Below are 25,096 nucleotides of genomic sequence, written 5' to 3'. Positions count from 1 at the left end.
GGGAAAGAACTTCAAGAAAGCAATCGTTTTAAAAACGGTGATGGGCTCGCTGAGATTCGAACTCAGGACCTCCGCCATGTCAAGGCGACGTCATAACCAGCTAGACCACGAGCCCGCATCAGCCTGACGATTAACAAGGTTGGCTCTTTTGGTATAAAACCATTCGCCCGGCCCAGAACCGCCCCCCTAAAGGTGGGGATAAGGGAGAACCGGGCGCGTTCAGATCTCCGCGTACTTCGCCGTATGGATCCCATCGACCCGCTTGATCTCTTCCATCGCCTCAGGCGGCACCGGAGAATCGACGGTCAGGACCATCAGCGCCTCTTCACCCGGCCTGTGGCGGCCGACCTGCATCCCCGCAATGTTCACGTTCGCCCGGCCAAGGATCGTCGCGACCTTCCCGATGACACCCGGCTTATCCGTGTGGCGGGATATGACCACGTGCCCCGTCGGCGTCAGATCGGTCATGTAGCCCCCGATACTCACGATCCGCGCCCGGTTCGGGCCGGAGACGCTACCGCTCACAGTCTCGGTCATCCGGTCCGTCCTCGCCGTGATGGTGATGATATTCTTGAACCCCTGCGCCTCCTCCGTGGTGGTCTCGCTCAGCCGGATACCACGCTCCTTTGCCACAAACTCAGCGTTCACCAGGTTTACCGGCACCTGCAGGATCGGGTCAAGCACCCCCTTCAGGATGACCCGGGTGATGAACTTCGTGTTCGGGAGTTCAGAAGCCTCACCGCCGTATGTGACCTCGATCGACTCAAGCCTGCCCTCAATGAGCTGGACGAGAAGCCGACCCATCTTCTGCGCAAGCCTTGCATAGGGCTCGATCAGCGCCTGTTGCTCCGCCGGGACCATAGGAGCGTTCACCACGTACTTCGCAGAACCACCCGACAGGACGCTGATACACTGGTTTGCGATCGAGATGGCGACATTCTTCTGCGCCTCAACAGTGCTTGCCCCGAGGTGCGGCGTGACGATCACCTGCTCAAGACCGATCACCGGCGAATCCGTCGGCGGTTCGCTCTCGAACACATCCAGCGCAGCACCGGCAACCTTTCCGCTTGCAATCCCGTCGGCGAGCGCCTTCTCATCGATGATGCCCCCGCGGGCGCAGTTGATCAACCGAACACCGTCCTTCATCGTCGCAATAGTCTCGGCGTTGATCATGTGGTGCGTCTCCTTGATCAGCGGGGTGTGGACGGTTATAACATCCGCCCTCCGGAAGAGTTCCTCAAGCGAGACCATCTCCACGCCAAGACTTGCGGCCCGCTCGCTGGTGATAAAGGGGTCGTAGGCGATGCACTTCATCTCCATCGCCTGGGCACGCTTCGCCACCTCGCGGCCAATGCGCCCGAACCCCACGATACCAAGAACCTTCTCGTTAAGCTCGATGCCCATAAACTTCGAGCGCTTCCACTCGCCCTTCTTGAGCGAAGCGTTCGCCTGGGGAATATTGCGGGCAAGCGCAAGCATCATCGCCATAGTGTGCTCTGTGGCTGCCAGGGTGTTTCCTTCAGGAGCGTTCGCGACGATGATACCCTTCCGGGTCGCCGCCTCGGTATCTATATTGTCCACCCCGGCGCCGGCACGACCGATGAACCTGAGCCTCTTCCCGGCCTCGATCACCCGGGCCGTAACCTCGGTTCCCGAACGCACAAGTATGGCGTCGTAATCGCCGATGATATCTACGAGCTGATCCTCAGTCAACCCGGTTTTGACATCCAGGTCGCAGAACTCTTTAAGGATGTCAAGCCCTTCCTCTGCCAGCGGATCGCTGACCAGCACTCTATATCTCACGGTTCAACCCATACTAATTTAACATCATATGTCTTGATGCTTTTTCCTCCTAAATCTTTTATGCAATGGTGAGAAGTATATGTGTGGTGCGAGCATGAAGGAAATCCCCAACGTTCTGTGGCTTGAAGAGATAAAGAAAGAAGACATCCCTTCTGTGGGTGGAAAGGGGGCTTCACTGGGCGAAATGGCAGCCATCGGTCTGCCTGTGCCCCGGGCTTTTGTGGTGACCGCTCAGGCGTTCCGCAGGTTTCTCGTGGAAGCCGGGATCGAGGACAAGATCTTTAGCAGGCTGGGTAACCTGGACGTCGACGACACCGCTGCGCTGGAATCGGTCTCGCGAGAGGTGCGGGAGATCGTTCTGAACGCCGCGATGCCAGACCGGATCCGTCAGGAGATAGTCGAGGCCTACGCCAGGATGGGCGGGGAGAATACGATCGTCGCCGTCCGGTCGAGCGCCACCGCAGAGGACCTCCCGGACGCCAGTTTTGCCGGTCAGCAGGAGACGTTTCTAAACATAGTCGGAGATGACGCCCTGCTTGACGCCGTCCAGCGGTGCTGGGCGTCTCTTTATGGTGCGCGTGCCATCTACTACCGCGCAAAACAGGGATTCGACGACCGCAGCGTGAACATCGCCGTCGTTGTCCAGGAACTCATACCGTCCGAGAAGTCCGGTGTCATGTTCACCTCACACCCGGTCACCGGGGAGCCCCTCACGATCATCGAGGCCTCCTGGGGGCTGGGCGAGGCCGTCGTCTCCGGAAGCGTCTCTCCCGATAACTACGTCTTTGACCTTCGCACGGAGCGCGTGGTCGATCGCCTGATCGCAGAGAAGGCGATCATGATCGTGCCTGAAGGTCGACACGGCACAAAGACCATCCAGACCCCCCCAGAGAAGCGGTTAGCCCCCGTCCTCTCCGACGATGAGGTAGCACGGCTTGCCATGCTCGGCAAGATCGCCGAGGACCACTACGGCGTCCCCCAGGACATCGAGTGGGCGATCGTAGGTGAGGAGATCTACATACTCCAGTCCCGGCCGATAACAACGATCAAGCAACCGGAAGCAAGACGCGCCGGCGAGACCGGGAAGAAGAGGGGTGCTCTCGGCACCGTGATCCTGCAGGGGCAGGGCGCCTCTCCCGGGGTCGCGAGCGGCCGGGTGGTCATCGTCCACGACGTCAAGGACACCAGCGCCGTCAAAGAGGGTGACATCCTTGTCACCACCATGACCAACCCCGACATGGTGCCCGCGATGAGGCGTGTCAGCGCCATCATCACAGACGAGGGCGGCATGACCTGTCACGCGGCAATCGTGAGTCGGGAACTCGGAACCCCGGCGGTTGTGGGGACCAAGAAGGCAACAAAGGTCCTGAAAGACGGCCAGATCGTCACCGTCGACGGCGAGAAGGGTCTGGTCTACGAAGGAGCTGTGGAGGCCCCGGCACCGGCGGCATCGAAGGCAGCACCGGCGGCGGTCGCGGCCGCTCCCATAATCACCGCGACGCTCGTCAAGGTGAACGTCTCCCTGCCCGAGGCCGCAGCACGTGCCGCCGCCACGGGCGCCGACGGTGTCGGCCTCCTCCGGATAGAGCACCTCATCCTGGGGCTTGGCAAGACACCCTCCTGGTACATCGAGCATGGCGCCGAAGAAGAGTTCGTCACCGAACTCTACACCGGCATCAAGACCGTTCTCGACGCGTTCCCCGGAAAACCCGTCTGGGTCAGGACGCTTGATGCCCCGACCGACGAGTTCAGGAACATGGAGGGCGGCGAGGAGGAACCCATCGAGCACAACCCGATGCTTGGCTGGCGTGGCATCCGCCGCGACCTTGAGACCCCTGACCAGTTCCGTCTCCAGGTAGAGGCCTTCAAGAGGCTCTGGGCGGCCGGGTACGACAACCTTGGCGTGATGTTCCCCATGGTAAACCACCCTGACGAGTTCACCCGCGCACGGGCGATGATGAGGGACTGGGGCGTCGATGTCGACAACGTCACCCTCGGAATAATGATCGAGATCCCGAGCAGCGTCGTCCTGATCGAGGACTTCATCCGTGCCGGGATCCGGTTCGCCTCCTTCGGGACGAACGACCTGATCCAGTATACCCTCGCAATCGACCGGAACAACGAGAACGTAGCCTGGATGTACCAGCCAGAGCACCCTGCGGTCCTCCGCCTGATCGACTACGCCATCAGCGCCTGCCGCAGGCACGGCGTCGAGTGCTCCATCTGTGGTCAGGCCGGTTCCGACCCCCGTATGGTCACCTGGCTCGTTGAGCACGGTATCTCCAGCGTCTCGGCAAACATAGATGCGGTTTCGCGGATCCGCGAGGCCGTTGCACGGAAAGAGAAACAGATCCTCCTTGATGCAGCGAGAAGAGATGCGTGACGTTGGGTGTTCGGAGGGGGATCTATTCTCCTTTCTCTCATCAAAACGACAGGATGACCTTGGGTATCAACGTATCCTGAGCTCGATGTGCACCCCGCCTCACCCGGTCGCGGTGCGCGCACACGCTATGTTCCTGGAGACGAACCTGGGCGACCCCGGCCTCTTCCCCGGGACGTCCGCGCTTGAGGATCTCCTCGTCGAGCGCCTGGGGTCTCTGATGCACCACCCGGATGCCGGAGGCTACGCGACGAGCGGCGGGACAGAGTCAAACATCCAGGCGCTCCGGATAGCAAAGAAACTTAAACCGGTGAACCACCCCAACGTCGTGATGCCGGCATCGGGCCACTTCTCGTTCACAAAGGCCTGCGATATGCTCGGGCTTGAGGCACGGACGGTGCCGCTCGACCGCGAGTTCCGGATGGACGTAGAGATGGTCGAAGACCTTGTCGACGCAAACACTATCGCTCTTGTCGGTGTCGTCGGGACGACCGAATACGGTATGGTCGACCCCATCGCCCGCCTCTCGGAGATCGCCCTTGACCGGGATCTCTTTCTCCACGTCGATGCCGCGTTTGGCGGCATGGTCGTCCCGTTCCTGGACCGGCCGATCCCGTTTGACTTCCGGCTCCCCGGCGTCTCCTCGATATCCATCGACCCTCACAAGATGGGGATGAGCACCATCCCGGCAGGCTGTCTCCTGGTTCGCGACCCGGCCTGGTTCTCGTCCCTCAACGTCGATACCCCCTACCTTACGGTGAAGCGGGAGTGTACCCTTGCCGGCACCCGACCGGGCGCTCCGGTGGCCGCGGCGGTCGCTGTCCTCGAGTATATGGGGAGGGACGGCATGGAGGCCGTGGTCTCGGGGTGCATGGAGAACTGCCGGCGTCTGATCGAGGGGATGGAGACGCTTGGCTACCCGCGGGCCGTGACCCCGGACGTCAACGTGGCGACCTTCCACTGCAAGCGTGCACCCCGGGGCTGGCGGGTCTCTACGACCCGGCAGGGCCACATGAGGATAGTCTGCATGCCCCACGTCACACGCGACGTTGTCGAAGAATTCCTGGCAGATATGTGTGATTTGAATGCTTGAACGCCTTATTCAGTCCCTGGAGACGTCTCCCGTCATGAAGAGGGGAGACTACAACTACTTCATCCACCCGATCACCGACGGCGTGCCGCTCCTTGAGCCCGCACTCCTCCGCGAGATCGGGTGTGCCATGGTGCGTGTCCTCGACCTCTCAAGGGTCGAGAAGATCGTCGTCTGCGAGGCGATGGGGATCCACATCGGTGTCACCCTCTCCCTTATGACCGATATACCGCTGGTGGTCGTCCGGAAACGCTCTTACGGTCTCCCCGGCGAGGTCGCCGTCCACCAGACCACAGGCTACTCGAAGGGAGAACTCTACCTGAACGGTGTCGGCGCCGGCGACCGGGTTGTGTTGATCGACGACGTCTGCAGTACAGGGGGAACTCTCAGAGCCCTCATCAGCGCCCTCGGGCAGGTGGGTGCAGAGATCGCCGATGTCTGTGTCGTCATCGGCAGGGGCGACGCGGATATCGGCCGGCCGTACAAGACGCTTGTCAGGATCGAGGTCTCGGCAGACCGGGTGCGTGTTGTTGATCCCTGTACCTGATCTCATCGAGCAACTCCGCAATCGCGGGGTGAGGAGGGTCGCTCTCCAGTTCCCCGCCGGACTTGCAAGAGAGGCGCCGGGGACAGCTGCCGCGCTCCGTGATGCGGGGTTTGAGGTGATCATCAGCGGTGATCCCTGTTACGGTGGCTGCGACCTTGCGCTCGATGCCCTGGCATACGCCGACGTTCTGGTTCACTTCGGTCACGCCCCGGTGGAGGAGCGTGCTGACGTGGTCTACGAACCGGTTCGGATCGATTTTGATCCCGGCGTACTCGAGACGGTCGTTCCTCTCCTCAACGCCCGCCGCATCGGTCTTGTCACCACCATCCAGCACGCCCACCTCCTCGACGGGATGGTGGCCGCCCTTCGGGAGCACGGGGTCGAGGCGGTGGTCGCCCCTGGCGATAGCCGGACTCCGGTCGCGGGGCAGGTGCTCGGCTGCAACTTTGCCGCCGCGCGGGCGACCGGGGCGGACGAGATCCTGTTTGTCGGGACGGGTTTGTTCCATCCCATCGGGATCCGGCTTTCGACCCGTGCCAGGGTTGTGGCGCTCGACCCCTTCACCGGCCAGGCGCAGGAGGTCGATGCCGAACGGCTGGTCAGGCGTCGCGCCGCTCTGATGGAGAGGGCACGGGACGCCGCAAACTACGGGATCATCCTCAGCAGCAGGAGCGGACAGAGACGGCTTGACCTGGCCAGACGACTCGTCGGCCTCTCGGAGAGGGCGTTCCTCGTCGTTATGCGCGAGGTCACGCCCGACGCTCTCCTCGATCTCGGGTTTGAGGCCTATGTGAACACCGCGTGCCCGAGGCTCGCCTACGATGACCAGGTGCGGTTCCCCGTTCCGGTGCTGGCGCCGCCGGAGTTTGAGATACTCTGCGGTGCGCGTTCCCTGGACGATTATACCATCGACGAGTTTCTCGCGCCATGATGAACCTGCGTCACCTTGAGATGGAACTCGAACGCCTGGAAGGCTTCGAGCGGCCGACCTCTCGACTTGAGCAGTACCGGACTCCAGCACCGGTAGCGGCCCGCCTCCTCCATCACGCCGCCATGCAGGGCGCAATCGAGGGGAGGAGGGTCCTTGACCCCGGGTGCGGGACGGGTGTCCTGGCCTGCGGCGCTGCGCTCCTCGGGGCGTCGGCCGTGACCGGTCTTGATATAGACCCTGCAGCGGTAGCCGTCGCCCGGCGGAACGCCGACCGACTCGGTCTGGATATCGAGTTCCTGGTGGCCGACGTCCGCGACAGCAGTCTTGAGTGGGATCGGTTCGCCTCTGATACCGTCGTGATGAACCCGCCGTTTGGAGCGCAGAAGGTTCATGCCGACCGGCCGTTCATCGACAGGGCACTTGAACTTGCTGGCGAGGTCTACGGCATCTTCAACCAGGGTTCGGCGGCGTTTGTGGCCGCATATACGGAGGGCCGGGCGGTTGTAGAGGAGGTTATCCGCTGCGAGTTTCCCATGCGGCGGACGTTTGCCCACCACCGCAGAGACCGAGTGGATATCACGGTTGAGGTCATACATTTACGAAGGATCTGACTTAACCGTGGCTGCCGATACAAAACCGGTCTGGGGGCTCTCCGCTGCCCACCTTGTGACCGACCTCTACTCGCCGGTCCTTCCCGCAATCCTCCCGCTCCTGATCGCAGAGCAGGGTTACTCCTACCTCCTTGCAGGGCTGATCGTCACCGTCTACAACCTGACCTCGTCCTTCCTTCAGCCGGTTGCAGGCTGGTTCTACGATAATAAGGGGCTTGCCGTCCATATCAGCATCACCGTTCTGATCAGTGCAACGTTCATATCCATAGTTGGACTGCTCGGGAACTACTATCTGATCGTCGCGTCGGTCGCCATCGCGGCGTTCGGACACGCCCTGTTCCACCCGAGCGCCCTCGGGACGGTCAGCCACCTGACCCGGGACGCCGTCCGTGGGAGAGTCACCTCCTACTTTGTGATCGGCGGGAACCTCGGTTACGCGCTGGGCCCCATCTGCGCCGGGGTGGTCGTCGGGCTGATGGGGTTGCCGGGGCTCCTCATCCTGGCCGTACCCGGTATTGCTATGTCGGTGGTTCTACGGCGTATTCTGCCACCACCTGACCGCCGCACCGGAGTCCGCCCCTCCGCCACGCCGGTTGCCCGGGCATCGTATCGGCCTATCGCGCTCATGGTCGCGGCTTCGGGTCTGCGTGCCTGGGCGATCTTCGGGTCGGTTGCCTACCTCCCAACCGTCCTCACCCTCCGGGGGATCGACCTCGTGACCGCGAACCTGCTGGTCTCGGGGATGCTGATATGCGGCGTCGTCGGCCAGGTTGTCGGTGGCTCCCTCTCAGATCGTTACGGCCGCAAGGACTACACCATCCTCGGTCTCATAGCCGCCGTCCCGCCGTTCCTGGTCTTCCTCATGGCGGGCGGAACAGTATCTCTCGTCGCGCTGATGGTCTTCGGGTTTGCTCTATGGTCGACGTTTGCGGTCAGCGTGGCGATGGCGCACGAGATCGCCCCTGCAAACGTCGGCCTGGTCTCCGGGCTGATGCTCGGTCTCTCCGTCGGTGTTGGCGGTCTCGGGGTCGCGCTCACGGGCCTGATCTCCGACCAGACCTCGCTCCAGGTGGGGCTGATGACAATCCCGCTTGCGATCGTCCTCTCGGTGTTACTCTTCCTTGCCGTCCCCTACCCCTGGAAGTCGTTCTCGCGGGGTGGTTCAGGTTCACCAATCCATTAATCTACCCGAAGCGCAGAATCTTCCGTGATGGTCACTCGGTTCCGGCGGTACCGCCAGATAGCGGATGTGCTGGTCAAATACGGGTTCGGGGTCCTGGTCGAGGAGGTCATTCCTGGGGCCGACCGGCTTCGGGTGTTCCAGAAACGTCCCCAGGAGAAAAGATCGATCTACGAGCGGATCCGGCTTGCTATAGAGGAGCTGGGGCCGACCTACATCAAGTTCGGCCAGATCATGAGCACCAGGCGTGAACTCCTCCCGCCCGAACTGATCAAGGAACTGCAGAGGCTCCAGGACCGGGTTGAACCCCTGCCGTTTGAGGAGATCCGGCCTGTGATCATGGACTACTGCGGGAACCTGGAGGACTGTTTCGACCTGATCGAGGAAGAACCTGTAGCAGCGGCGTCCCTCTCGCAGGTGCACCGCGCTATCCTGAAGGACGGGCACGTGGTTGCCCTCAAGGTGCAGCGCCCGGGGATAGTCGACCTGATCGAGACCGACCTCCTGATCCTCCAGTCGCTTGCGGCCAGGCTGGAGTCGATGTTCCCGGACCTCCAGATCTACAACGCTGTGGGGATGGTGGAGGAGTTTGCAATCCAGATCCGGCGGGAACTGGACTTCACCCAGGACGGGATTAACGCGGAGCGTCTCAGGCGGAATTTAAAAGAAGTTCCGGGTCTCAGGATCCCCCGGATCTACTGGAAAATCTCCGGCCCCCGGATGCTTGTGATGGACTACATCGAGGGTGTCAGGATCGATGACGTGGAGGCCATCCGCGCCATGGGTATCTCCCCGGTAGAGATTGCCGAGATCGGGTTTCGCGCCTACCTCAAGCAGGTCTTTGTCGATGGGTTCTTTCACGGCGACCCCCACCCGGGCAACCTGCTGGTGACCCGGCAGGGGGAGATCGCTGTCCTGGATTACGGTATCGTCGGCGTCATCCGGCCGGAGAAGAGGAAGGTCTTTGTGGACCTTCTCCTCTCGATGAGCAGGACGGACGTCGCCGGGGTGCTTGCCGCGCTCGAGAACCTGGGGGTTCGGATCAGGCGGGAGGACATCGATGACGTAAAAGACGACCTCTACCTGACCCTCCTGGATTACCGGGAGACGAAACTGAAGCAGGTGAACTTTGCGTTCGCGATCCGGGGGCTGACCGATACCCTCCGGCGGTATCATATCCGGGTGCCCTCGAACCTGATGCTGATAATGAAGGTGATCGTGATGGTGATGGATGTCGGTGTCAGGCTTGACCCGGACTTCAACTTCGATCGCCGGCTCCGGCCATACCTGACGGACATTACGGCAAGGCAGCGGTTCTCTGCGGAAACCCTGGAGGGTGCGGTGCGGTCGCTTGCAGGCGCGGCCGGGGGTCTGCTTGCACTTCCTGGATACGTGAACGAGGCGCTTCGGACAGTCTCGGAGGGGACGATCAAGTTCGAGATCGAGGATCGTGACCTCAACGCTATCGCCGGCATCGTCGACCGGACGAGCGACAAAATCCTTGTCGGGCTTGTGGTCGCCGCGATAGTTGTGGGCTCGTCGCTGGTGCTCGGGGTGGCCGAGGTCCAGATCCCGGAGTCGATCTCGGTTCTTGCGACGTTTGGTTATGTCATCGCGGTTTTGATCGGGTTCTACGCGGTTTATGATGCTTTCAGGCACAGAAGGGCGTTAAAGCGGCAGAAATGAACTTTTTGGGTGCCGCCGGGCCAGGCCCCTCCTCTCCCCTGTCCCGACGGCTCAACAGAACAGTCTATTTTCGGGCAGGGAGTTGAACCCCCTCACCTCCCGGCCGCGATAGACCCTGGAAGGCCGTGCATGGGTCTTCTCCAGGGTCTCCCCCGCCAACAACGCAGATGATACACATTTTTCACGGTTTTAAATTGCCGGGATCTAATATCCGGCCTCAGGGCGGGTATACCTTTGCAAGAGGAGCGATCCTTGAGCCTTGAAGTGTGGATCTAACGGCAAAATATGGCCCGGGATCCAGGTGGTTTTGGATGTGGCGACACTCCACTAGATCCCGTGCGAGTGAGGAGCATCTCCGGGTGCATCATGGTGGACATCTTCTGGAAAACCCGGTCTCCATGTCACGGCTTTCCCGTGGAGTGTTTGACGATGTGGCAGAGATACCGTTTGTTTCCGGGGCTGAATCCACGCGCCCGCTTGCCGCCGGGAAACCTCCTTGAAGTTTCATCCCCTCCCTGCGGTTACAGTATCCCGGAGGGGTGGACTCCTTACGTCATAGGAGAGGTTGCTGATACCCTGTTGCCCTCCACCCATAATCAGGACCGGGGTTAAGCGTCCCTGATCTCCATCGGCACCGGATCCGGTTTATGGCCAGGGGCCAGAAGGAAAAAGAGGGTCACTCGGACTTCTTCTTGAAGAAGAGCTTGCAGTGGCAGGCCCCCTGCTCCTCGATCTCCTGCTCGTGGTAGATACAGGGGCAGATGATGATCCGATCTTTCTCGGGGTCGCCACTCCGGAGCCTGCATGGGCAGTATGCCGCCCCGAACCGTTCCTTGTTCCTGACAAGCCCGCGGATAACGGTCTCCAGCTGTCTCTCATCGGGATTTAAGATGTAGCCCCTCTCCTTTGCATATTCTTTTGCCCTGTTACGCTCCGCTTCAATGTTATCTTCGGTCATGTTCTCTTCTCCTGTCGTGTGGGGCTTCTTCTCCCGTACTTCTCGATATAGGCTATCATCGAGTTAAAGATTTTGACCCCATCCTCTGACCCGAGAACCGCCTCGCTTGCGCGCTCCGGGTGCGGCATCATCGCGAGGACGTTTCTGTTCTCCGAGAGGATGCCGGTGATACTCTCAATCGAGCCGTTCGGGTTGCTCTCCGGTCCCACGTTCCCCTGCTCGTCGCAGAATCGGAACGCGACCCGCTTCTCACGGTTCAGTCTCTCAATCTCTCCCGGCGGAGCGACGTAACGCCCCTCCGCGTGTGCGATCGGTATCCGGATCACCTCTCCTTCCCGGTAGAGCATCGTGAACGGCGATGTGGTATTCTCGACCCGGAGGTTGACGTGCCGCGATATGAACTTTGGGTAGGCATTCAGCGTGAAGACCCCTGGCACCAGCCCTGCCTCCGAGGCAATCTGGGCGCCGTTACAGATCCCCAGCACCAGGCCACCGGCCCTCGCGTACCTGATGACCTCGGCCATGATCGGGGTTCTGGCGGCGATCGCCCCCGCCCGGAGGTAGTCGCCGTAGGAAAACCCGCCCGGGAGCACCACCGCATCGTACTGGCGGGCAAACCCGTCTTTGTACCAGACGAGATCGGTATCGACCCCGCAGACGTCGACAAGGACGTGGTGTGTGTCCCGGTCGCAGTTGCTCCCGCCGAACTGCACCACAGCGAACCTCATACCTCACTCGACCTCAATCGTGTATTCGTGGATGACCGGGTTTGCCAGGAGCCGGTCGCACATCTGCCTTGCCGTCTTCCGGGCCGCCTCAGCGTCCGGGGCTTCGAGCGTGATCCGGAAGAGTCTCGCCGTGCTCAGGTCCTCGGTCTGGAACCCCAGGTTCTTGAGGGCATGCTGGATGGCACGTGCCTCCGGGTTGAGCATCCCCTCTTTCAGTCGGATGGTTATTGTAACGGTATACTTCATGCAGTCTCACCTCCGGGCCGGGAGAGTATGCGCTTTGCAACAGTGGCATACGCCTCCATAACATCGCCCTTCCCGAACCGGTAAACGTCCTTGTCGAGAGACGCTCCGGTCTCTTTGTCCCAGAGTCTCATCGAGTCCATGCTGATCTCGTCCCCGAGAACGATATCACCTCTCTCGCGGCCGAACTCGAGTTTGAAATCGACAAGGGTGACCCCGCGTGCATCAAGGTATTCCCGGAGTATCTCGTTTACTGCGAGCGCCGTTGCCTTGATCTGGTCGAGTTCCTCGGGCGTGGCAAGACGGAGGGCAAAGATCAGGTCGTCGTTAAGCATCGGGTCGTGATGGAGATCGCTCTTGTAGTCGATGATTATCACCGGAGGGTCGAGCGGTTCGCCCTCCCGGAATGGGTATTTGCGCACGAGAGACCCGGCCGCTATGTTCCTCACGATAATCTCGAGCGGGATCATCTCAAGTGCCCGCACCGCCATGCTGGCGGCGTCGATGCTCTCCAGGTAGTGTGTTCGGATGCCGTGCTCTTCCAGGTACCTGAAGAAGAAGGATGAGACTTCAGCGTTGTACCTTCCTTTCCCGCCCAGAGTATCTTTCTTCTCGCCGTCGAATGCTGTTATATCATCCCGGAACTTCATGATGTAGACCCCGGGGTCGTCGGTGCGGTAGACGGATTTAGCCTTCCCACTGTAGAGCAGGTCAACCTGTTTCATGCGCAGAACTCCGATATGTGTTGAGCGGGATTCTTGATGAGGTTATGCTCCCTCATCCTGAGGGGGGGCGGCAATCCTCTCTGCGAGGTGCCGGATCAGGGGTTCGAGCAGCGGCGGGTACCAGCCCCTTTCGATGTACTGCGGGTAGATGCAGAGGCGTTCGCGGAGTTCGGCGTCCCCCACAATCCGTTTGAGTTCCTCGATCTGAGGCCAGGGGTGTTCGGGGTTGACATAATCGATGGTCAGCGGGGAGACTCCCCCGAGATCGTTGACACCGCACCCGATCAGAAGCGAAGCGTCCGCCAGGTTCGGGGGTATCTGGACGGCCACGTCCGCTGGCAGGATCTCCCTGGCAAGGGATATCGTCGCGCAGATCTCGTCAGTGCCCGGCGCCGGCGCATCCGCCATCGGCGTTCCTGGCTTCGGGCAGAAGTTCTGGACGATCACTTCCTGGATGTGGCCGTAACGCCGATGGAGGTCACGGATGACCCGGAGCGACTCCTCGCGGTCGTCCATCGTCTCGCCGATCCCGAGCAGGATACCGGTGGTGAACGGGATAGAGAGTTTACCGGCGTTCTCGATCATCTCAATCCTCACCGCCGGGTCTTTGCCGGGGGAGTTGCGGTGCGCAGGGACGTCGGCGGTCGTCTCAAGCATCAGCCCCATGCTGGCGTTCACGGTTCGAAGCCGGTCGAGTTCCTGGTAGGTGAGGATACCGGCGTTTGTGTGCGGCAGAAGACCGCACCTTATGGCCTCAAGGGAGAGGTCGTAGACGTAGTCCAGGATGTCATGGTAGCCGAGCCGTTCGAGCATCGCGGAGAACCCCGGGACAGCGCCGGGCCGTTCTCCGAAGGTGAAGAGGGCCTCGGTGCAACCGAGGGCGGCGCCTCCTTCAAGCGTCCGGCTCGCTTCCTCTGGCGGCATGATGCAGCCTTCCTGAACCGGGGTGCGGAAATAGCAGTAGCCACAGTGGTTTGCGCAGACAGTTGTCAGGGGAAGAAAAACGTTCTTCGAGAAGGTTATGACGCGCCGGTGCATGGATAGATCTCCGCCCCCCTCCTTCATGAACCTTCGGGAGGAGACGCGGGACGGCAAAGAGACCTGCGGGGGTTTTGACGGGGCGGAAAGAACCACCGTCCGGTCGGGACCAGGAGGCAGGTGTGCGGCTGTTCATCTCCCGGTGAGACCCCCTGGAAAAATCCTGTCGCCGCTCCGTGGCATGGCCGGGCGGGGGCGTTCCGCCCCCTCCCCACGGCGTTGTGATCCTCCATCGGTACCGTGCCAGGGAGTGCATCTCCAGCATCAGGGTGAAACCCTACCTGGCACAGCCATCCGGTCTATCACCGATCACTGCCCTTCCCCCTTTGAAGGGGGCGGGAGGAGGCGCGAAGCGGCCGGGTGATGGGGTTTTTCCAGAGGTTAAAACACCCTTCCGGTGAACCGTCAGGACAGGGGGCGGTGGTGGAAGTTTCCTCCCCCTCTTGCGAGACGTCTCAACTTTCGAGCGGAATTGTCCGTCCTTGCAGACCATGTCCCTCTGCTTCCAGGCGCGCTGGTATTCAGGAATACTCGAGCCCGGTCTTTCCAGGCTCGAGGATAGCGATGGCTTTTTGATGCTGCCCCCTCAACTGTTTTTCCGATGTACTTCCACGCGCTCATCCCCTTCAAGCCTGTGAACCCGAAGACGCGCCTATCCTGCATCTTAAACCAGGAAGAGCGGGAGGCGTTCGCCCGGGCGATGCTTGAAGACGTGATCGCCGCCGCCCGGAGATCGGGGTGCAGCGCCACCCTGCTCTGCACCCACCCCTTCAAGCACGATAACGCGCTCATCGCTGTCCGGACAGAACCCCTCAACGATGCCATCAACTGGGCGCTCCGCCAGTTTCACTGCCCGGCGCTCATCATCATGGCTGACATACCCCTGGTGACGGCCGGGGATATCCAGCGGCTGATCAGGACGGAGAAGGACATGGCCATCGTCCCCGGGCGCGGCGGAGGGACGAACGTGATCTTCCTCAAAAAACCGCAGTGCTTCCACGCCGACTTCTACGGTGCGAGTTTCCTTGACCACCTGCGGGTTGCAGAAGAGTGCGGGTTCTCCGTCGAGGTCATCGACTCGTTCCGGATGTCGACCGATATCGACGAGAAAGAGGATCTCGTAGAGATCCTCATCCACGGAAAAGGGAGAAAGAGCAGAGATTACCTGGAGAACTCAGGGTTCTCTCTTGCTATCGACGAGAAAGGACGGGTCGGCGTGAAGCGCAACCCCCATGAAGAGACACTCTGACGCGTCTATTGTGGCAACCCCGGTGTAGTCGCCGATGGGTAACCCCGTCCCCCGTACAACCGCCGCCGGCACACACTCATCAGCCTCCCCCATCACGAGTTCAGCGGCAGAGGCTATACAGTCTGCAACCGCCCTCTTTGTTACCTGAAGTTCGCGGCCGAAGAGATCCTTTCTCCCGCGCTCATCTATCACCGATGGGATCCCCGAACACCCGATAGCAACCCCGCTGCATCCAAGTCGCATCGCATGCGTCCGGGAATCGATGACTATAACCCCCAGATCGGCCCCCGTCCGCTCGGAGATCGCAGAACGTATCCGCGCCGCCGAGGCGTCAGGGTCAAGGGGCAGGAGGACGACCGAACCTGCGGGAGCGTTTGAGGCGTCTATCCCCGCGTTCGGGAGGAGCGTCCCGTTCTTCATGCAGAGCAGGAACCCGGGTATCCCGCCCACGACCCGGTCGCTCTCCCGGAGCACCACCTCGGCGAGACGGGCGTCTATCCGGTAATCCCGGGCGAGGCGGAGCGCCTCCTCTGAAGGCTCGATATCAGCGAGATTCACGACCCGCCCCTCCGCTGTTGCCAGCGCTGACTCCGCAACCGCGAGAACGTCACCGGTCTTAAACTCCCCCGCGCCTGACCGTGCGACGGCCTCAAGGAGCCTCTCCGCGATATCATCGCCGGGGTAAAGCAGAGGGGTCGCGATCCCGTAGACCGAGAAAGAGGGTGGCGTCATCTCCCCTGCCTCATCTTCGCGTAAACCCGCAGGAGGTCAGCGGTCTCCGGGACATCGTGGCTCCGGACGACGGACGCCCCCGCCGCCACCAGCATCGTTGTTAGCGCAAGGGTGCCAGCGAGCCGGCCCTCCGGCGGCTTTCCGAGAAGATACCCGATGAACGTCTTACGGGAGACCGCTGCAAGAACCGGCCGGCCGAAGTCCAGGAACGACTGAAAGTTCCGGCAGAGTTCCCAGTCATCCTCGCTCGTCCGCTCCGGAACCCACCGGCCGATACCCGGGTCAAGCACGTAGTCCTCGATCCCGAACCGCGAACACCGCTCAACGACAGTTTCAAGCGCCTTGCGGGTGGCGGCGAGCCCCACGGCATCGCCCGGCCGGCGAAGACTCGCCATGGTAAATACCGGTAGCCCCGAGTCGGCGACAGCCCGTGCGAATTGCTCCCCGGCAAGCCCCGTGATATCGTTCACAGCATGGAGATCGTGGCGGAGGCAGACCTCGAGCACCTCCGGGTGCTGGATGTCCACCGATACGGTGACCCCCGTCCCGTCCAGTTCCGTGAGCGCCTTATCCATACGGGCAGCCTCCTCCGCAAGGGTGATCGGGCGAGATCCCGGAGCGGTGCTCCGCGCCCCGAGGTCAACCATATCGGCACCGGATTCAACCATTGCAAGAGCACGGTTGCGAACATTCCCGGCCGGGGCGTATGACCCCCGGTAGAACGACTCTGGGCTGCAGTTGATAACCCCCATCAACCGAACCGGGGCATCGCCGCCGATCCGCAGGCCGTTCACCTGGCAGTGATGCTGCTGCATGCTCTCAGCCTGGCGGCCTTGAATGTGTTCTCCATCAGCGTCGCGATGGTCATGGGGCCGACGCCGCCCGGAACCGGGGTTATCGCCCCTGCGAGGTCCTTCACCGCCTCGAAGTCGAGATCGCCGCAGAGTTTTCCATCTTCGTCGTGGTTTATGCCGACATCGATGACAGTCGCCCCTTCTTTCACCATATCGGGCCCGACGAACCTCGCCTTCCCGACCGCGCTGACAAGGATATCGGCTCTCCGTGCCTCGCCTTTCAGGTCTCTCGTCTTTGAGTGACAGATAGTAACGGTCGCATCGGCGTTCAGGAGCAGGGCGGCCATGGGTCTTCCCACATCGATGCTCCGGCCGATGACTACCGCGTGCTCTCCCGCGGTCGGGATATGGTACTCCTCCAGGATCGTCATGATCCCCTGCGGGGTGCAGGGGGCAAAGAGCGGATCTCCAGAGAACAGCCTGCCAATGTTACAGGGGTGGAACCCGTCCACGTCCTTATCCGGCGATATCGCGTCTATCACACGCCTTGCGTCCACGCCGGCCGGGAGGGGGAGCTGGACAAGGATGCCGTTGATGTCCGGGTCGTTGTTAAGCCGCGCAACCGCCTCGAGCACCCGCTCGTTGGATGCGTCCGCCGGGAGCTCGATCCCGATCGATCCGATCCCAACCCTTTCGCACGCCCGGTGCTTCATCCGGACATACATCTGTGATGCCGGGTCATCACCCACGATGACGGTTGCCAGCCGTGGGTAGAGCCCGGATTCTTCTATCTTCTCCTTCAGGAGTTCAAGCCTCTTCTCCGAGACTGCTTTGCCGTCGAGTATCATGCTACTTCAGGGTAAAGGGGATACTTGCTCGCGAGAGCGATGACCTCTTCTCTCACCTCGTTGATCGCCTTCTTCGAGGTTCTATCTCTAGCGATGTCCTTTATCACCGTCGCTATCCAGTGGGCGATCTGTTCCATCTCCCTCTCTTTCATGCCGCGGGAGGTGACGGCCGGCGTGCCGATACGTAGCCCGCTCGTCACAAAGGGACTGAGCTGCTCGCGGGGGATGGTGTTCTTGTTCACGGTGATCCCGGCCTCACCGAGCGCGGTCTCGGCTGCAAGCCCCGTGAGGTGTTCATGGTTTGCCGAGACCCCGGTAAGGTCGAGGAGTATGAGATGGTTATCGGTGCCGCCGGAGACCAGATCAAGCCCCTCCTCGGCAAGGACCCTGGCCATAGTGCGCGAGTTCCTGACGATCTGGCCACAGTATTCCTTGTATGCCGGGGTCATGGCCTCCTTGAAACAGACCGCCTTTGCGGCGATGATGTGCATCAGGGGACCGCCCTGCATCCCCGGGAAGACAGACTTGTCGATTGTCTGTGCATCCTCTTTGCTGCACATGATCGCACCGCCGCGGGGGCCACGCAGGGTCTTATGAGTCGTAGTCGTCACTATATCGACAACGCCTACAGGAGAGTTGTGGTATCCGGTTGCGCAGAGTCCGGCAATGTGGGCAATATCGGCCATGCACCGCGCACCTACGGTATCGGCGATCTCCTGGAACGCCCTGAAATCTATCTCGCGTGGATAGGCGCTCGCGCCGCAGACGATCATCTGCGGTTTGACCAGCCGCGCCAGGTCTTCGATTACAGCGTAGTCGAGCGTCTCTGTCCTGGGGTCCACGCCATAGTGGAAGATGGAGTACCAGCGGCCGGTGATATTTACCGGCGAACCGTGGGAGAGGTGGCCGCCCTGGGTGAGGCTCTGGCTCATTATCCGGTCCTTGTAGCCGAGGTAGGCAAAGTAGACCGCCTGGTTTGCCTGGCTACCCGAATGAGGCTGGACGTTTGCGTGTTCGGCCCCGAAGACCTGGCACATCCTGTCGCGCGCCAGGTTCTCCACGACGTCGTGAAACTCGCAGCCTCCGTAGTATCGTTTGCCGGGGTAACCCTCGGCGTATTTATTGGTCATTATAGAACCCATCGCCTCCAGGACTGCCTTGCTGACGACGTTCTCGGAGGCGATCAATTCCAGCCCATTGATCTGACGCAGGCGCTCTTTCTCGATGAGGTCTGCGATCTCTGGATCAAAGTTTGCCAGACTAGACATGCAGAAAAAGGGTTGCTCCGTTGAGGTAATATTCTTTCTTTTGTACAGAGTTTTTACCTTGCGGATTGATGGAGCGCCGTTTTCACCCCACCACCGGAGCCATGAGTCTTTCTGGTGGTACTGTCCTCAAGTTGCGAGATAATTCTTCAATTCAGGAATCTATAGTAATATTATTACATAATTATTATCAAGGATTAGTTTGAGGGAGATAATGGCGCAGAAGGATGCGAGGATACATTTTCTTGAGCGGGAACTTGCGGAGCGCGAGAAGGAGATGGAGATGATGAAGGAACGGGAGCAGTTGCCGGTTGCGGGGGTTGACGAAGAACGCCTGCGTGAACTGGAGCGGAAAGTGCGCGAGCTCGATGCACTGGTGAAAGGCCTGACAGAAGAGGTCCTGGACGTCAAGACTGTGGCGATGAAACTTGTAAAGGAGACGGATGAGCGCCGGGAGAGGAGGCCCCCCACGCATCCTGCTGCGGCAAGGCCCACGCAGGAACTCAGAGCAGAACCGCGCACCGTCGAACCCAGAAGCCAGGCGCGTCCGGCGGAGAAGCGGCAGTCAAGGCCGGTTCCGCAGGAAAAGGTTCCTGACGAGGAGGACTTTGAGATGATCATGCAGAACGACGGGACGCTGAAACCGGAGCCAAAACGCACTTCATCGGAGTACATCGTTGCCAGCACCGGAACGCGGGATCTCCTGACGAAGCCCGGGAAGAAGGGGGGTAAGTCGTCTGACCGGAAGGTCTTTGTTGAGCAGAGGAAGCGCCCCGTCAATGATCTCATCCAGGCCGAAGAGGACGACACGGTAGATCTCGATCGCAGGTGAAAGGAGCCCCATTCTTGCACATAACGCACCTTGAGATCGACAATTTCAAGTCTTTCGCCAGAAAGACTAAAATTCCCTTTTTTGAGGGGTTTACTGTCATCTCTGGCCCGAATGGTTCCGGAAAGAGCAACATCATCGATAGCATTCTCTTTGTCCTTGCTCTATCGGGTGCGCGGGGGCTGCGGGCGGAGAAACTGACCGATCTCATCAACGTCAACTCCGGGAAGAACACCGCTGAGGTGACGATCACGTTCTCGGACGGCACGACCATCCGCCGCAGGATAAAGCGGACGCCGACGGGTTACTACAGTTACAACTATCTCAACAACCGTCTCTGCAAGCAGTCCGACGTTATCGAGTTCCTGGCAAGGATCGGGATCAAACCGGAGGGCTACAACGTTGTGATGCAGGGCGATGTAACCCGCATCATGGAGATGAGTGACACCGAGCGGCGGAAGATCATCGATGAGATTGCGGGCGTTGCCGAGTTTGATCAGAAGCGGGAGCAGGCGTTCTCGGAACTGGAGGTGGTGCGCGAACGACTCGATCGTGAAGAGATCCTGCTGCACGAGCTTGCAGCGCGACTGGATACGCTTCAGCACGAGCGAGAGCAGGCGCTGGAGTACCGGCGGTGGCAGGACGAACTCGATCACCTCAACCGCTGTCGGGGCGCGGCTCTTGTCCGGGAGAAGGAGCAGGAGATCGTTACCCTCCAGGGTCTTATGCACGATCACCGGGCGGCGATGGAGCGTAGCACGGCTGAGATTGAGGCTGTGCGGGCCAGGATCGAGGAGGCGCGAACCCGGCAGCAGGGGATCGAGGGGGAGATCAGCCGGAAGAGCGGTCCTGAGTACGTTGAACTTGTCGGGAGGCTTGAAGAGGCGCGGGGCGCGATCAGGCTCGGGGAGAAGAGCATAGAGCGGTTGAAGGCGAGCCTGGAGGAGAATGCCGGGACAATCCAGCGGGTCTACATGGACAGCAAGCGCGCTGAGACAAAGGTCCAGGAATGCGCTGAGAGCCTGCGTAACCTCTCGATCGACAGGTCGAACCTTGCGATGGAACTGGCGGCGAAGCGCGACGAGATGAAGGAGATCGAGAAGCGGATAGCGGCCGAGAGCCGGGAGGTTGAGGGTGTGAAGGATCGGCTCTTTAGCCGGTTGCAGGACCTCGAGAGCAGAAAGGAACTCAGGGCGCAGATCCTCCGCGAGAAGGATCTCCTCATCGAGAAGAGCCGGATGCGGTCGTCTGAGCGGGAGCGTCTGGACGCCCGGATAAGCCAGATCGAGGAAGAACTTGCGAACAAACAGGCCCAGCTCGCGGACTACTCCTCCAGCCTTGCTGACTGCGAGGAGCAGAAACGGCGGGTCGAGCGCGATCTCTCTGAGACGGAGAGCACTCTGTTTGCGCGCCGGTCAGCACTCGATAGGCTGAAGAAAGAGGTCCGGGAGAACGAGCAGACCCTGATGCGACTTGAGGCGCAGCAGCAGGCGCACGGCGATGCGGGGGGGAAGGCGATGGACTACGTCCTTGGCATGGACGGTGTCCACGGGACGGTGGCGCAGCTCGGGCGCGCTCCGCCGGAGTATGCGACCGCACTCGATGTGGCGGCGATGGGCCGACTCCGCTGGGTCGTTGTGGATACCGACTCGGTGGCGGCGGAGGCTATCAAGTACCTGAAGGAGAACCGTCTCGGCAGGGTAACGTTCCTGCCGCTCAACAAACTCCGGCCGCCGGTTCTCCAGCCGCTCGGGGCGGAGCCCGGGATAATCGGGTATGCGGTCGATCTCCTGGAGTTTGACCCGGCGTTCGATCGCGCGTTCCGGGTGGTGTTTGGCTCGACGGTCGTGGTGGATACCCTTGACCGCGCACGCAGGTTGATGGGCCGCTACAAGATGGTCACGCTGGAGGGCGATCTTGTCGAGAGGAGCGGTGCCATGACCGGAGGATCCCAGGCAAAGAAGGTGCGCGGGTTCGGTGTGGCGGTCGACGACGAGGTAGCGCGCGTCCGCGCGAGGCTTGCCGAACTGGAGGCGGAGGCCGGTGAGATCGAGGCTTCCATCGGCAGACTTGCTCTGGCTGCGGAGGCGAAACGGGCGGAACGGAGCTCGATCGAGGAGCAGATTGCAAGATATAGGATGCTCCTTGATGAGTTTCAGAAGCGGGTCGAGGTGCTTGCCGGTGAGAAGCATACGCTCGAGGAGAACCGGCGCGAACTGATCGATGGTGTGAAGACCGGCAGCGAAGAACTGGCCCGGCTTGAGGCCGACCTTGAGCGGACATCCGCCGAGATCGCGCAGATCTCGGCCGAGGTTGACGACCTCAAGAAGAAACTTGACGATACCGAGGTTCCGGCGCTCACAGAGCGTTACGAGAACTACCGCCGGACGGTTGAGGATATCGAGCGCCGACTCCGGAACAAGGATGCCGATATAACCGATATCCGGCGCGAGCGCCAGCACTACTCAAACCGTATTGAGGAACTTGCGGCGGAACGGAGCCGCCTGGAGGAGAAGAACCGGCAGATTGAGAGCGAGATAAAGGCCACGGAGGAGCAGATAGATGAGAACCGTCGCCTGATCGTGCAACTTGAGACCCGGCAGAAGGAGTTCTCCGACGAACTCGCGGGGCTGCACGAGACGCGCGATCGGATCCTTGAAGAGATCCGGGCGCTCGAGCAGGAGGTATTCAAGATCTCGTCTGAGATGGAGCGCAGCCGGATGCAGGTTGAGGCGCTCGAAGAACGGGAACGTTCGCTTCTCCAGGAACTTGCTGACCTCAGAGAGCAGGCCGGTGGTGTTGAGACCGATCTCGATCTTGCCGCCATCGATGCGGGCATCGCGGCGGCAGAGCGGGCGTTAAAGAAGATCGGCGCGGTCAATATGCTCGCGATCGAGGAGTGCGACCGGGTTGCGGCGCGCGTTGAGGAGCGGACCCGGAGGAAAGAGGTGCTCTCCCGGGAGCGTGAGATGCTCCTTGAGCGGATCGAGAAGTGCGAGAGGATGAAGTATGACGCTTTCATGACGGCGTTTAAGGAGATCGATGCGAATTTCCAGGAGATCTTTGCGCGCCTGACCGATGGGAGCGGGAGGCTGGTTCTCGATAACGAGGAAGATCCTTTCTCCGGGGGGCTGACGTTTGCGGTGCAGCCGCGCGGGAAGAAGGTTCACCTCCTGTCAGCGCTTTCGGGGGGAGAGAAGTCGCTCACAACGCTTGCGTTCATCTTCTCTCTCCAGAAGTACATGCCCGCGCCTTTCTACGCGCTGGACGAGGTGGATATGTTCCTTGACGGGAGCAATGTCGGCCGGATCGCTGACATGATGAGCGAACTCTCGGGGAACGCACAGTCGATCATAGTCTCGCTCAGGAAACCGATGATCGAGCGCGCTGACCGTATCCTCGGCGTGACGACCCGTGCCGATAAGAGCACCTACGTGACCGGTGTGCAGGACAATGGATGAGGAGCCTGTAGAGATCCTGGTCGGTATGGCCGAGCGTGGCGAGGTCGATCCCTGGAACATCGATATAGTCGATGTGACCGATCGGTTTCTTGCCGAGCTTGAGCGTCGCAAGAGGCTTGATCTGAGGGTCTCCGGGAGGACCCTTTTCTACGCTGCGTGCCTGTTGCGCCTCAAATCGGAGTATCTGGACGCGCAGGATGATGATGGGGCTGAGGAGGCGTTTGATGTTGAGGACGAGGAGCCCTGGGGGTATGCGGGGTTTGATCTCGATGATGGGGGGGAGGTCGAGCCCGTTGAGCGTCTGGAACGTGAGATCCAGCGCCGCCTGGGCCGGAAAAACCTGCGAAAACGTCTTCCCGTCACTCTGTATGAGCTGATCAAGCAGTTGAAGACAGCGGAGAAGGAGCAGCGCCGCAGGCAGAGGAGACGGGCGCCTCTTGCAACGGAACCGGATCTTGACCTCAGTGCGGGGGATGTCGTCTCGGTGGCGCACGATGAGGGTTATCAGAGCGCTGTGGCGGCCGTTATGGAGGGGTTCCAGCGCGCCGCACCCGCGAGCGGTGGTGCTGTCACGCTTGAACGGCTTTCGAGTGAGATGGGAGAGTCGCGGCGCGATGTTTACATCCCGCTGCTATTTCTGATGCTCGAGGGAAAACTCGAGATCTGGCAGGACGAGTTCTTTGGTGAGGTCTATGTCGGGGAGCGGGTTGCTGGCGATGGCCCGGAGGATGCCCGCGGTGATCCTGATCTGGCGTGATCCGTGGCCCTGCAGATCGGCGCGCAAGGTGGATCTGCCGTTGTCCTGTCTGGCCGGTCACTGCTCTTATTAAGATCTGAGGCCTGAGTCCCCGGCAGGGTAAATGTATAAATAGCAGTGGCATCAATATGTGATGGTCAGGTCGGGAGTGATTCTTCACCGGGATCTGTGTTATCGACACGGAAATCCGGGGATTGTCCCGACCATTATGGGGGTCCAGGTTATGAGCCTGGATCCGACGGGGCAGGGAAATGTATATATAACACTGATGGCAACATAGTAAGGCTGTGTTGTCAGGGCAGGGGATCGTGCAGCCCTCTGGGGTGGTCTGATCCTCTCCCCTCAACCGTTATGAGGGCCCGACGTCCGAATCGGGTCTGATAAAAGGTTGACAGTGTATATCTCCTGCTGGTTCAGCCATATGACTGTCTGCGCGGGCAGGTTACACCCATCGGGTGAACCCGTGTGCAGGCCGGTGGATTGTGGGTCTGGCTGGCGGGGGAGTCCGGTGCGGGGATAATGTTTATATACCATGTGTTATAAACATAAATTCCTGCACGGATTGAAGTTCTGTGCCGGTTCAGGTGCAGTCTTCCCTGTGACCGGGACTGGTATGAAGGTTCGAGCAATGGGCCTCGGATCTGATGCAGGAAACATATGTTTAAATAGATAGATAACAAACATTGTTTCCCTGTTGATGGAGAATCAACGAGACCGCGCTCTGACGCGGGTTGATTCTGACGTTGGCATTGGCAATGCGGAAATTTGTTCAGTAACCGCTAATTCCTCCCAGGTTTAGTAGTGTGCATACTTCCAAATTCTGGTTGATCCTGCCAGAGGTCACTGCTATCGGGGTTCGATTAAGCCATGCGAGTCGAGAGGGTTCGGCCCTCGGCGTACTACTCAGTAACACGTGGATAACCTGCCCTAAGGAAGGGGATAACCTCGGGAAACTGAGGATAATACCCTATAGGTTACAGATGCTGGAATGCCCTGTAACCGAAAGCTCCGGCGCCTTAGGATGGATCTGCGGCCGATTAGGTTGTTGTTGGGGTAACGGCCCAACAAGCCGATAATCGGTACGGGTTGTGGGAGCAAGAGCCCGGAGTTGGATTCTGAGACACGAATCCAGGCCCTACGGGGCGCAGCAGGCGCGAAAACTCCGCAATGCGCGAAAGCGTGACGGGGGGACCCCAAGTGCCGCTGATCTTAGATCGGCGGCTTTTCGGGAGTCTAAGAAG

Annotated in this window: 21 protein-coding genes, 1 tRNA gene and 1 rRNA gene; 12 read left to right on the top strand and 11 right to left on the bottom strand. The window is 60.6% G+C overall.

Annotated features, from left to right (window positions below):
- Positions 1-41 precede the first annotated feature (41 nt).
- Both QMC91_RS08665 and serA read right to left on the bottom strand, forming a co-directional pair.
- Positions 42-115: transfer RNA gene (locus tag QMC91_RS08665), tRNA-Val, on the bottom strand.
- A gap of 104 nt (positions 116-219) precedes the next feature.
- Positions 220-1,803: a phosphoglycerate dehydrogenase gene (serA, locus tag QMC91_RS08660; protein ID WP_300237737.1), complete on the bottom strand. Its 1,584-nt coding sequence runs from the start codon at positions 1,801-1,803 to the stop codon at positions 220-222.
- A 94-nt stretch (positions 1,804-1,897) separates the two neighbouring features.
- Here serA and ppsA point away from each other — a divergent pair, with 94 nt between their 5' ends.
- Genes ppsA through QMC91_RS08625 form a run of 7 tightly spaced genes read left to right on the top strand, consistent with a single transcriptional unit; the run spans position 1,898 to position 10,228 of the window.
- Positions 1,898-4,186, top strand: a complete 2,289-nt coding sequence (ppsA, locus tag QMC91_RS08655) for a phosphoenolpyruvate synthase (protein ID WP_300237735.1) — start codon at positions 1,898-1,900, stop codon at positions 4,184-4,186.
- Positions 4,179-5,276 carry a tyrosine decarboxylase MfnA gene (gene mfnA / locus QMC91_RS08650; RefSeq protein WP_300237741.1) on the top strand — a complete coding sequence of 366 codons (1,098 nt, stop codon included), beginning with the start codon at positions 4,179-4,181 and terminating at the stop codon, positions 5,274-5,276. The genes ppsA and mfnA overlap by 8 nt, the downstream gene beginning before the upstream one ends.
- Positions 5,269-5,820: a hypoxanthine/guanine phosphoribosyltransferase gene (gene hpt / locus QMC91_RS08645; protein ID WP_300237733.1), complete on the top strand. Its 552-nt coding sequence runs from the start codon at positions 5,269-5,271 to the stop codon at positions 5,818-5,820. Before mfnA ends, hpt begins: the two co-directional genes overlap by 8 nt.
- Positions 5,804-6,751, top strand: a complete 948-nt coding sequence (gene dph2 / locus QMC91_RS08640; protein WP_300237731.1) for a diphthamide biosynthesis enzyme Dph2 — start codon at positions 5,804-5,806, stop codon at positions 6,749-6,751. Before hpt ends, dph2 begins: the two co-directional genes overlap by 17 nt.
- Complete coding sequence (locus QMC91_RS08635; protein ID WP_300237739.1) at positions 6,751-7,362, top strand: METTL5 family protein; 612 nt, start codon at positions 6,751-6,753, stop codon at positions 7,360-7,362. Before dph2 ends, QMC91_RS08635 begins: the two co-directional genes overlap by 1 nt.
- Before the next feature lie 7 nt (positions 7,363-7,369).
- The gene (locus tag QMC91_RS08630) at positions 7,370-8,545 is read left to right on the top strand and encodes an MFS transporter (RefSeq protein WP_300237729.1); all 1,176 of its coding nucleotides are present in this window, start codon (positions 7,370-7,372) and stop codon (positions 8,543-8,545) included.
- A gap of 27 nt (positions 8,546-8,572) precedes the next feature.
- Positions 8,573-10,228, top strand: a complete 1,656-nt coding sequence (locus QMC91_RS08625; RefSeq protein WP_300237727.1) for an AarF/UbiB family protein — start codon at positions 8,573-8,575, stop codon at positions 10,226-10,228.
- A gap of 676 nt (positions 10,229-10,904) precedes the next feature.
- On the opposite strand, the gene QMC91_RS08620 is transcribed toward QMC91_RS08625, so the two are convergent.
- From QMC91_RS08620 to cofG, 5 genes are read right to left on the bottom strand one after another with little or no spacing between them, the layout of a single operon-like run.
- Positions 10,905-11,186 (bottom strand): ferredoxin-thioredoxin reductase catalytic domain-containing protein, encoded by a 282-nt coding sequence (locus tag QMC91_RS08620; protein WP_300237725.1) that lies wholly within the window; start codon positions 11,184-11,186, stop codon positions 10,905-10,907.
- Positions 11,183-11,914: a phosphoribosylformylglycinamidine synthase I gene (purQ, locus tag QMC91_RS08615; protein ID WP_300237723.1), complete on the bottom strand. Its 732-nt coding sequence runs from the start codon at positions 11,912-11,914 to the stop codon at positions 11,183-11,185. The genes QMC91_RS08620 and purQ overlap by 4 nt, the downstream gene beginning before the upstream one ends.
- 3 nt (positions 11,915-11,917) lie before the next feature.
- Positions 11,918-12,160: a phosphoribosylformylglycinamidine synthase subunit PurS gene (gene purS, locus QMC91_RS08610; RefSeq protein ID WP_300237721.1), complete on the bottom strand. Its 243-nt coding sequence runs from the start codon at positions 12,158-12,160 to the stop codon at positions 11,918-11,920.
- Positions 12,157-12,882, bottom strand: coding sequence for a phosphoribosylaminoimidazolesuccinocarboxamide synthase (gene purC, locus QMC91_RS08605; RefSeq protein WP_300237719.1), 726 nt, complete (start codon positions 12,880-12,882; stop codon positions 12,157-12,159). The genes purS and purC overlap by 4 nt, the downstream gene beginning before the upstream one ends.
- 42 nt (positions 12,883-12,924) lie before the next feature.
- Positions 12,925-13,920, bottom strand: coding sequence for a 7,8-didemethyl-8-hydroxy-5-deazariboflavin synthase CofG (cofG, locus tag QMC91_RS08600; protein WP_300237717.1), 996 nt, complete (start codon positions 13,918-13,920; stop codon positions 12,925-12,927).
- Between the two features lie 601 nt (positions 13,921-14,521).
- On the opposite strand from cofG, the gene cofC reads away from it, so the two are divergent.
- Positions 14,522-15,169 carry a 2-phospho-L-lactate guanylyltransferase gene (gene cofC, locus QMC91_RS08595; protein WP_300237715.1) on the top strand — a complete coding sequence of 216 codons (648 nt, stop codon included), beginning with the start codon at positions 14,522-14,524 and terminating at the stop codon, positions 15,167-15,169.
- On the opposite strand, the gene cofE is transcribed toward cofC, so the two are convergent.
- Genes cofE through glyA form a run of 4 tightly spaced genes read right to left on the bottom strand, consistent with a single transcriptional unit; the run spans position 15,095 to position 18,811 of the window.
- A complete protein-coding gene (cofE, locus tag QMC91_RS08590) occupies positions 15,095-15,901 on the bottom strand; it encodes a coenzyme F420-0:L-glutamate ligase (protein WP_300237713.1) in 807 nt (268 codons plus the stop codon). The genes cofC and cofE overlap by 75 nt on opposite strands.
- On the bottom strand, positions 15,898-16,716 hold the full coding sequence (folP, locus tag QMC91_RS08585; RefSeq protein WP_300237711.1) for a dihydropteroate synthase: 819 nt from the start codon (positions 16,714-16,716) through the stop codon (positions 15,898-15,900). Before folP ends, cofE begins: the two co-directional genes overlap by 4 nt.
- Positions 16,692-17,543 (bottom strand): bifunctional methylenetetrahydrofolate dehydrogenase/methenyltetrahydrofolate cyclohydrolase FolD, encoded by an 852-nt coding sequence (gene folD / locus QMC91_RS08580; protein ID WP_300237709.1) that lies wholly within the window; start codon positions 17,541-17,543, stop codon positions 16,692-16,694. Before folD ends, folP begins: the two co-directional genes overlap by 25 nt.
- Positions 17,540-18,811: a serine hydroxymethyltransferase gene (gene glyA / locus QMC91_RS08575; protein ID WP_300237707.1), complete on the bottom strand. Its 1,272-nt coding sequence runs from the start codon at positions 18,809-18,811 to the stop codon at positions 17,540-17,542. Before glyA ends, folD begins: the two co-directional genes overlap by 4 nt.
- Positions 18,812-19,022: 211 nt before the next feature.
- On the opposite strand from glyA, the gene QMC91_RS08570 reads away from it, so the two are divergent.
- The 4 genes from QMC91_RS08570 to QMC91_RS08555 form a co-directional block, all read left to right on the top strand.
- Positions 19,023-19,640, top strand: coding sequence for a hypothetical protein (locus tag QMC91_RS08570; RefSeq protein WP_300237705.1), 618 nt, complete (start codon positions 19,023-19,025; stop codon positions 19,638-19,640).
- A 14-nt stretch (positions 19,641-19,654) separates the two neighbouring features.
- Entirely contained in the window at positions 19,655-23,098 is a 3,444-nt protein-coding gene (smc, locus tag QMC91_RS08565) for a chromosome segregation protein SMC (protein WP_300237703.1), read from the top strand.
- Positions 23,091-23,855, top strand: a complete 765-nt coding sequence (locus QMC91_RS08560; protein WP_300237701.1) for a segregation/condensation protein A — start codon at positions 23,091-23,093, stop codon at positions 23,853-23,855. The genes smc and QMC91_RS08560 overlap by 8 nt, the downstream gene beginning before the upstream one ends.
- An 817-nt stretch (positions 23,856-24,672) precedes the next feature.
- Positions 24,673-25,096, top strand: a 16S ribosomal RNA gene (locus tag QMC91_RS08555); the annotation flags it as partial.

The sequence above is a fragment of the Methanoculleus sp. genome (assembly GCF_030019085.1).
Taxonomy (GTDB): Archaea; Halobacteriota; Methanomicrobia; order Methanomicrobiales; family Methanoculleaceae; genus Methanoculleus.
The sequence above is the reverse complement of the archived record's forward strand: the minus strand, read 5'-3'. Positions and strand labels throughout refer to the sequence as shown.

Coding starts and splice junctions, on each gene's coding strand:
- ppsA (WP_300237735.1), top strand. CDS start 1,898: ATGAAGGAAATCCCCAACGTTCTGTGGCTTGAAGAGATAAAGAAAGAA.
- mfnA (WP_300237741.1), top strand. CDS start 4,179: ATGCGTGACGTTGGGTGTTCGGAGGGGGATCTATTCTCCTTTCTCTCA.
- hpt (WP_300237733.1), top strand. CDS start 5,269: ATGCTTGAACGCCTTATTCAGTCCCTGGAGACGTCTCCCGTCATGAAG.
- QMC91_RS08635 (WP_300237739.1), top strand. CDS start 6,751: ATGAACCTGCGTCACCTTGAGATGGAACTCGAACGCCTGGAAGGCTTC.
- QMC91_RS08625 (WP_300237727.1), top strand. CDS start 8,573: ATGGTCACTCGGTTCCGGCGGTACCGCCAGATAGCGGATGTGCTGGTC.
- QMC91_RS08620 (WP_300237725.1), bottom strand. CDS start 11,186: ATGACCGAAGATAACATTGAAGCGGAGCGTAACAGGGCAAAAGAATAT.
- purQ (WP_300237723.1), bottom strand. CDS start 11,914: ATGAGGTTCGCTGTGGTGCAGTTCGGCGGGAGCAACTGCGACCGGGAC.
- purS (WP_300237721.1), bottom strand. CDS start 12,160: ATGAAGTATACCGTTACAATAACCATCCGACTGAAAGAGGGGATGCTC.
- purC (WP_300237719.1), bottom strand. CDS start 12,882: ATGAAACAGGTTGACCTGCTCTACAGTGGGAAGGCTAAATCCGTCTAC.
- cofG (WP_300237717.1), bottom strand. CDS start 13,920: ATGCACCGGCGCGTCATAACCTTCTCGAAGAACGTTTTTCTTCCCCTG.
- cofC (WP_300237715.1), top strand. CDS start 14,522: ATGTACTTCCACGCGCTCATCCCCTTCAAGCCTGTGAACCCGAAGACG.
- cofE (WP_300237713.1), bottom strand. CDS start 15,901: ATGACGCCACCCTCTTTCTCGGTCTACGGGATCGCGACCCCTCTGCTT.
- folP (WP_300237711.1), bottom strand. CDS start 16,716: ATGCAGCAGCATCACTGCCAGGTGAACGGCCTGCGGATCGGCGGCGAT.
- folD (WP_300237709.1), bottom strand. CDS start 17,543: ATGATACTCGACGGCAAAGCAGTCTCGGAGAAGAGGCTTGAACTCCTG.
- glyA (WP_300237707.1), bottom strand. CDS start 18,811: ATGTCTAGTCTGGCAAACTTTGATCCAGAGATCGCAGACCTCATCGAG.
- QMC91_RS08570 (WP_300237705.1), top strand. CDS start 19,023: ATGGCGCAGAAGGATGCGAGGATACATTTTCTTGAGCGGGAACTTGCG.
- QMC91_RS08560 (WP_300237701.1), top strand. CDS start 23,091: ATGGATGAGGAGCCTGTAGAGATCCTGGTCGGTATGGCCGAGCGTGGC.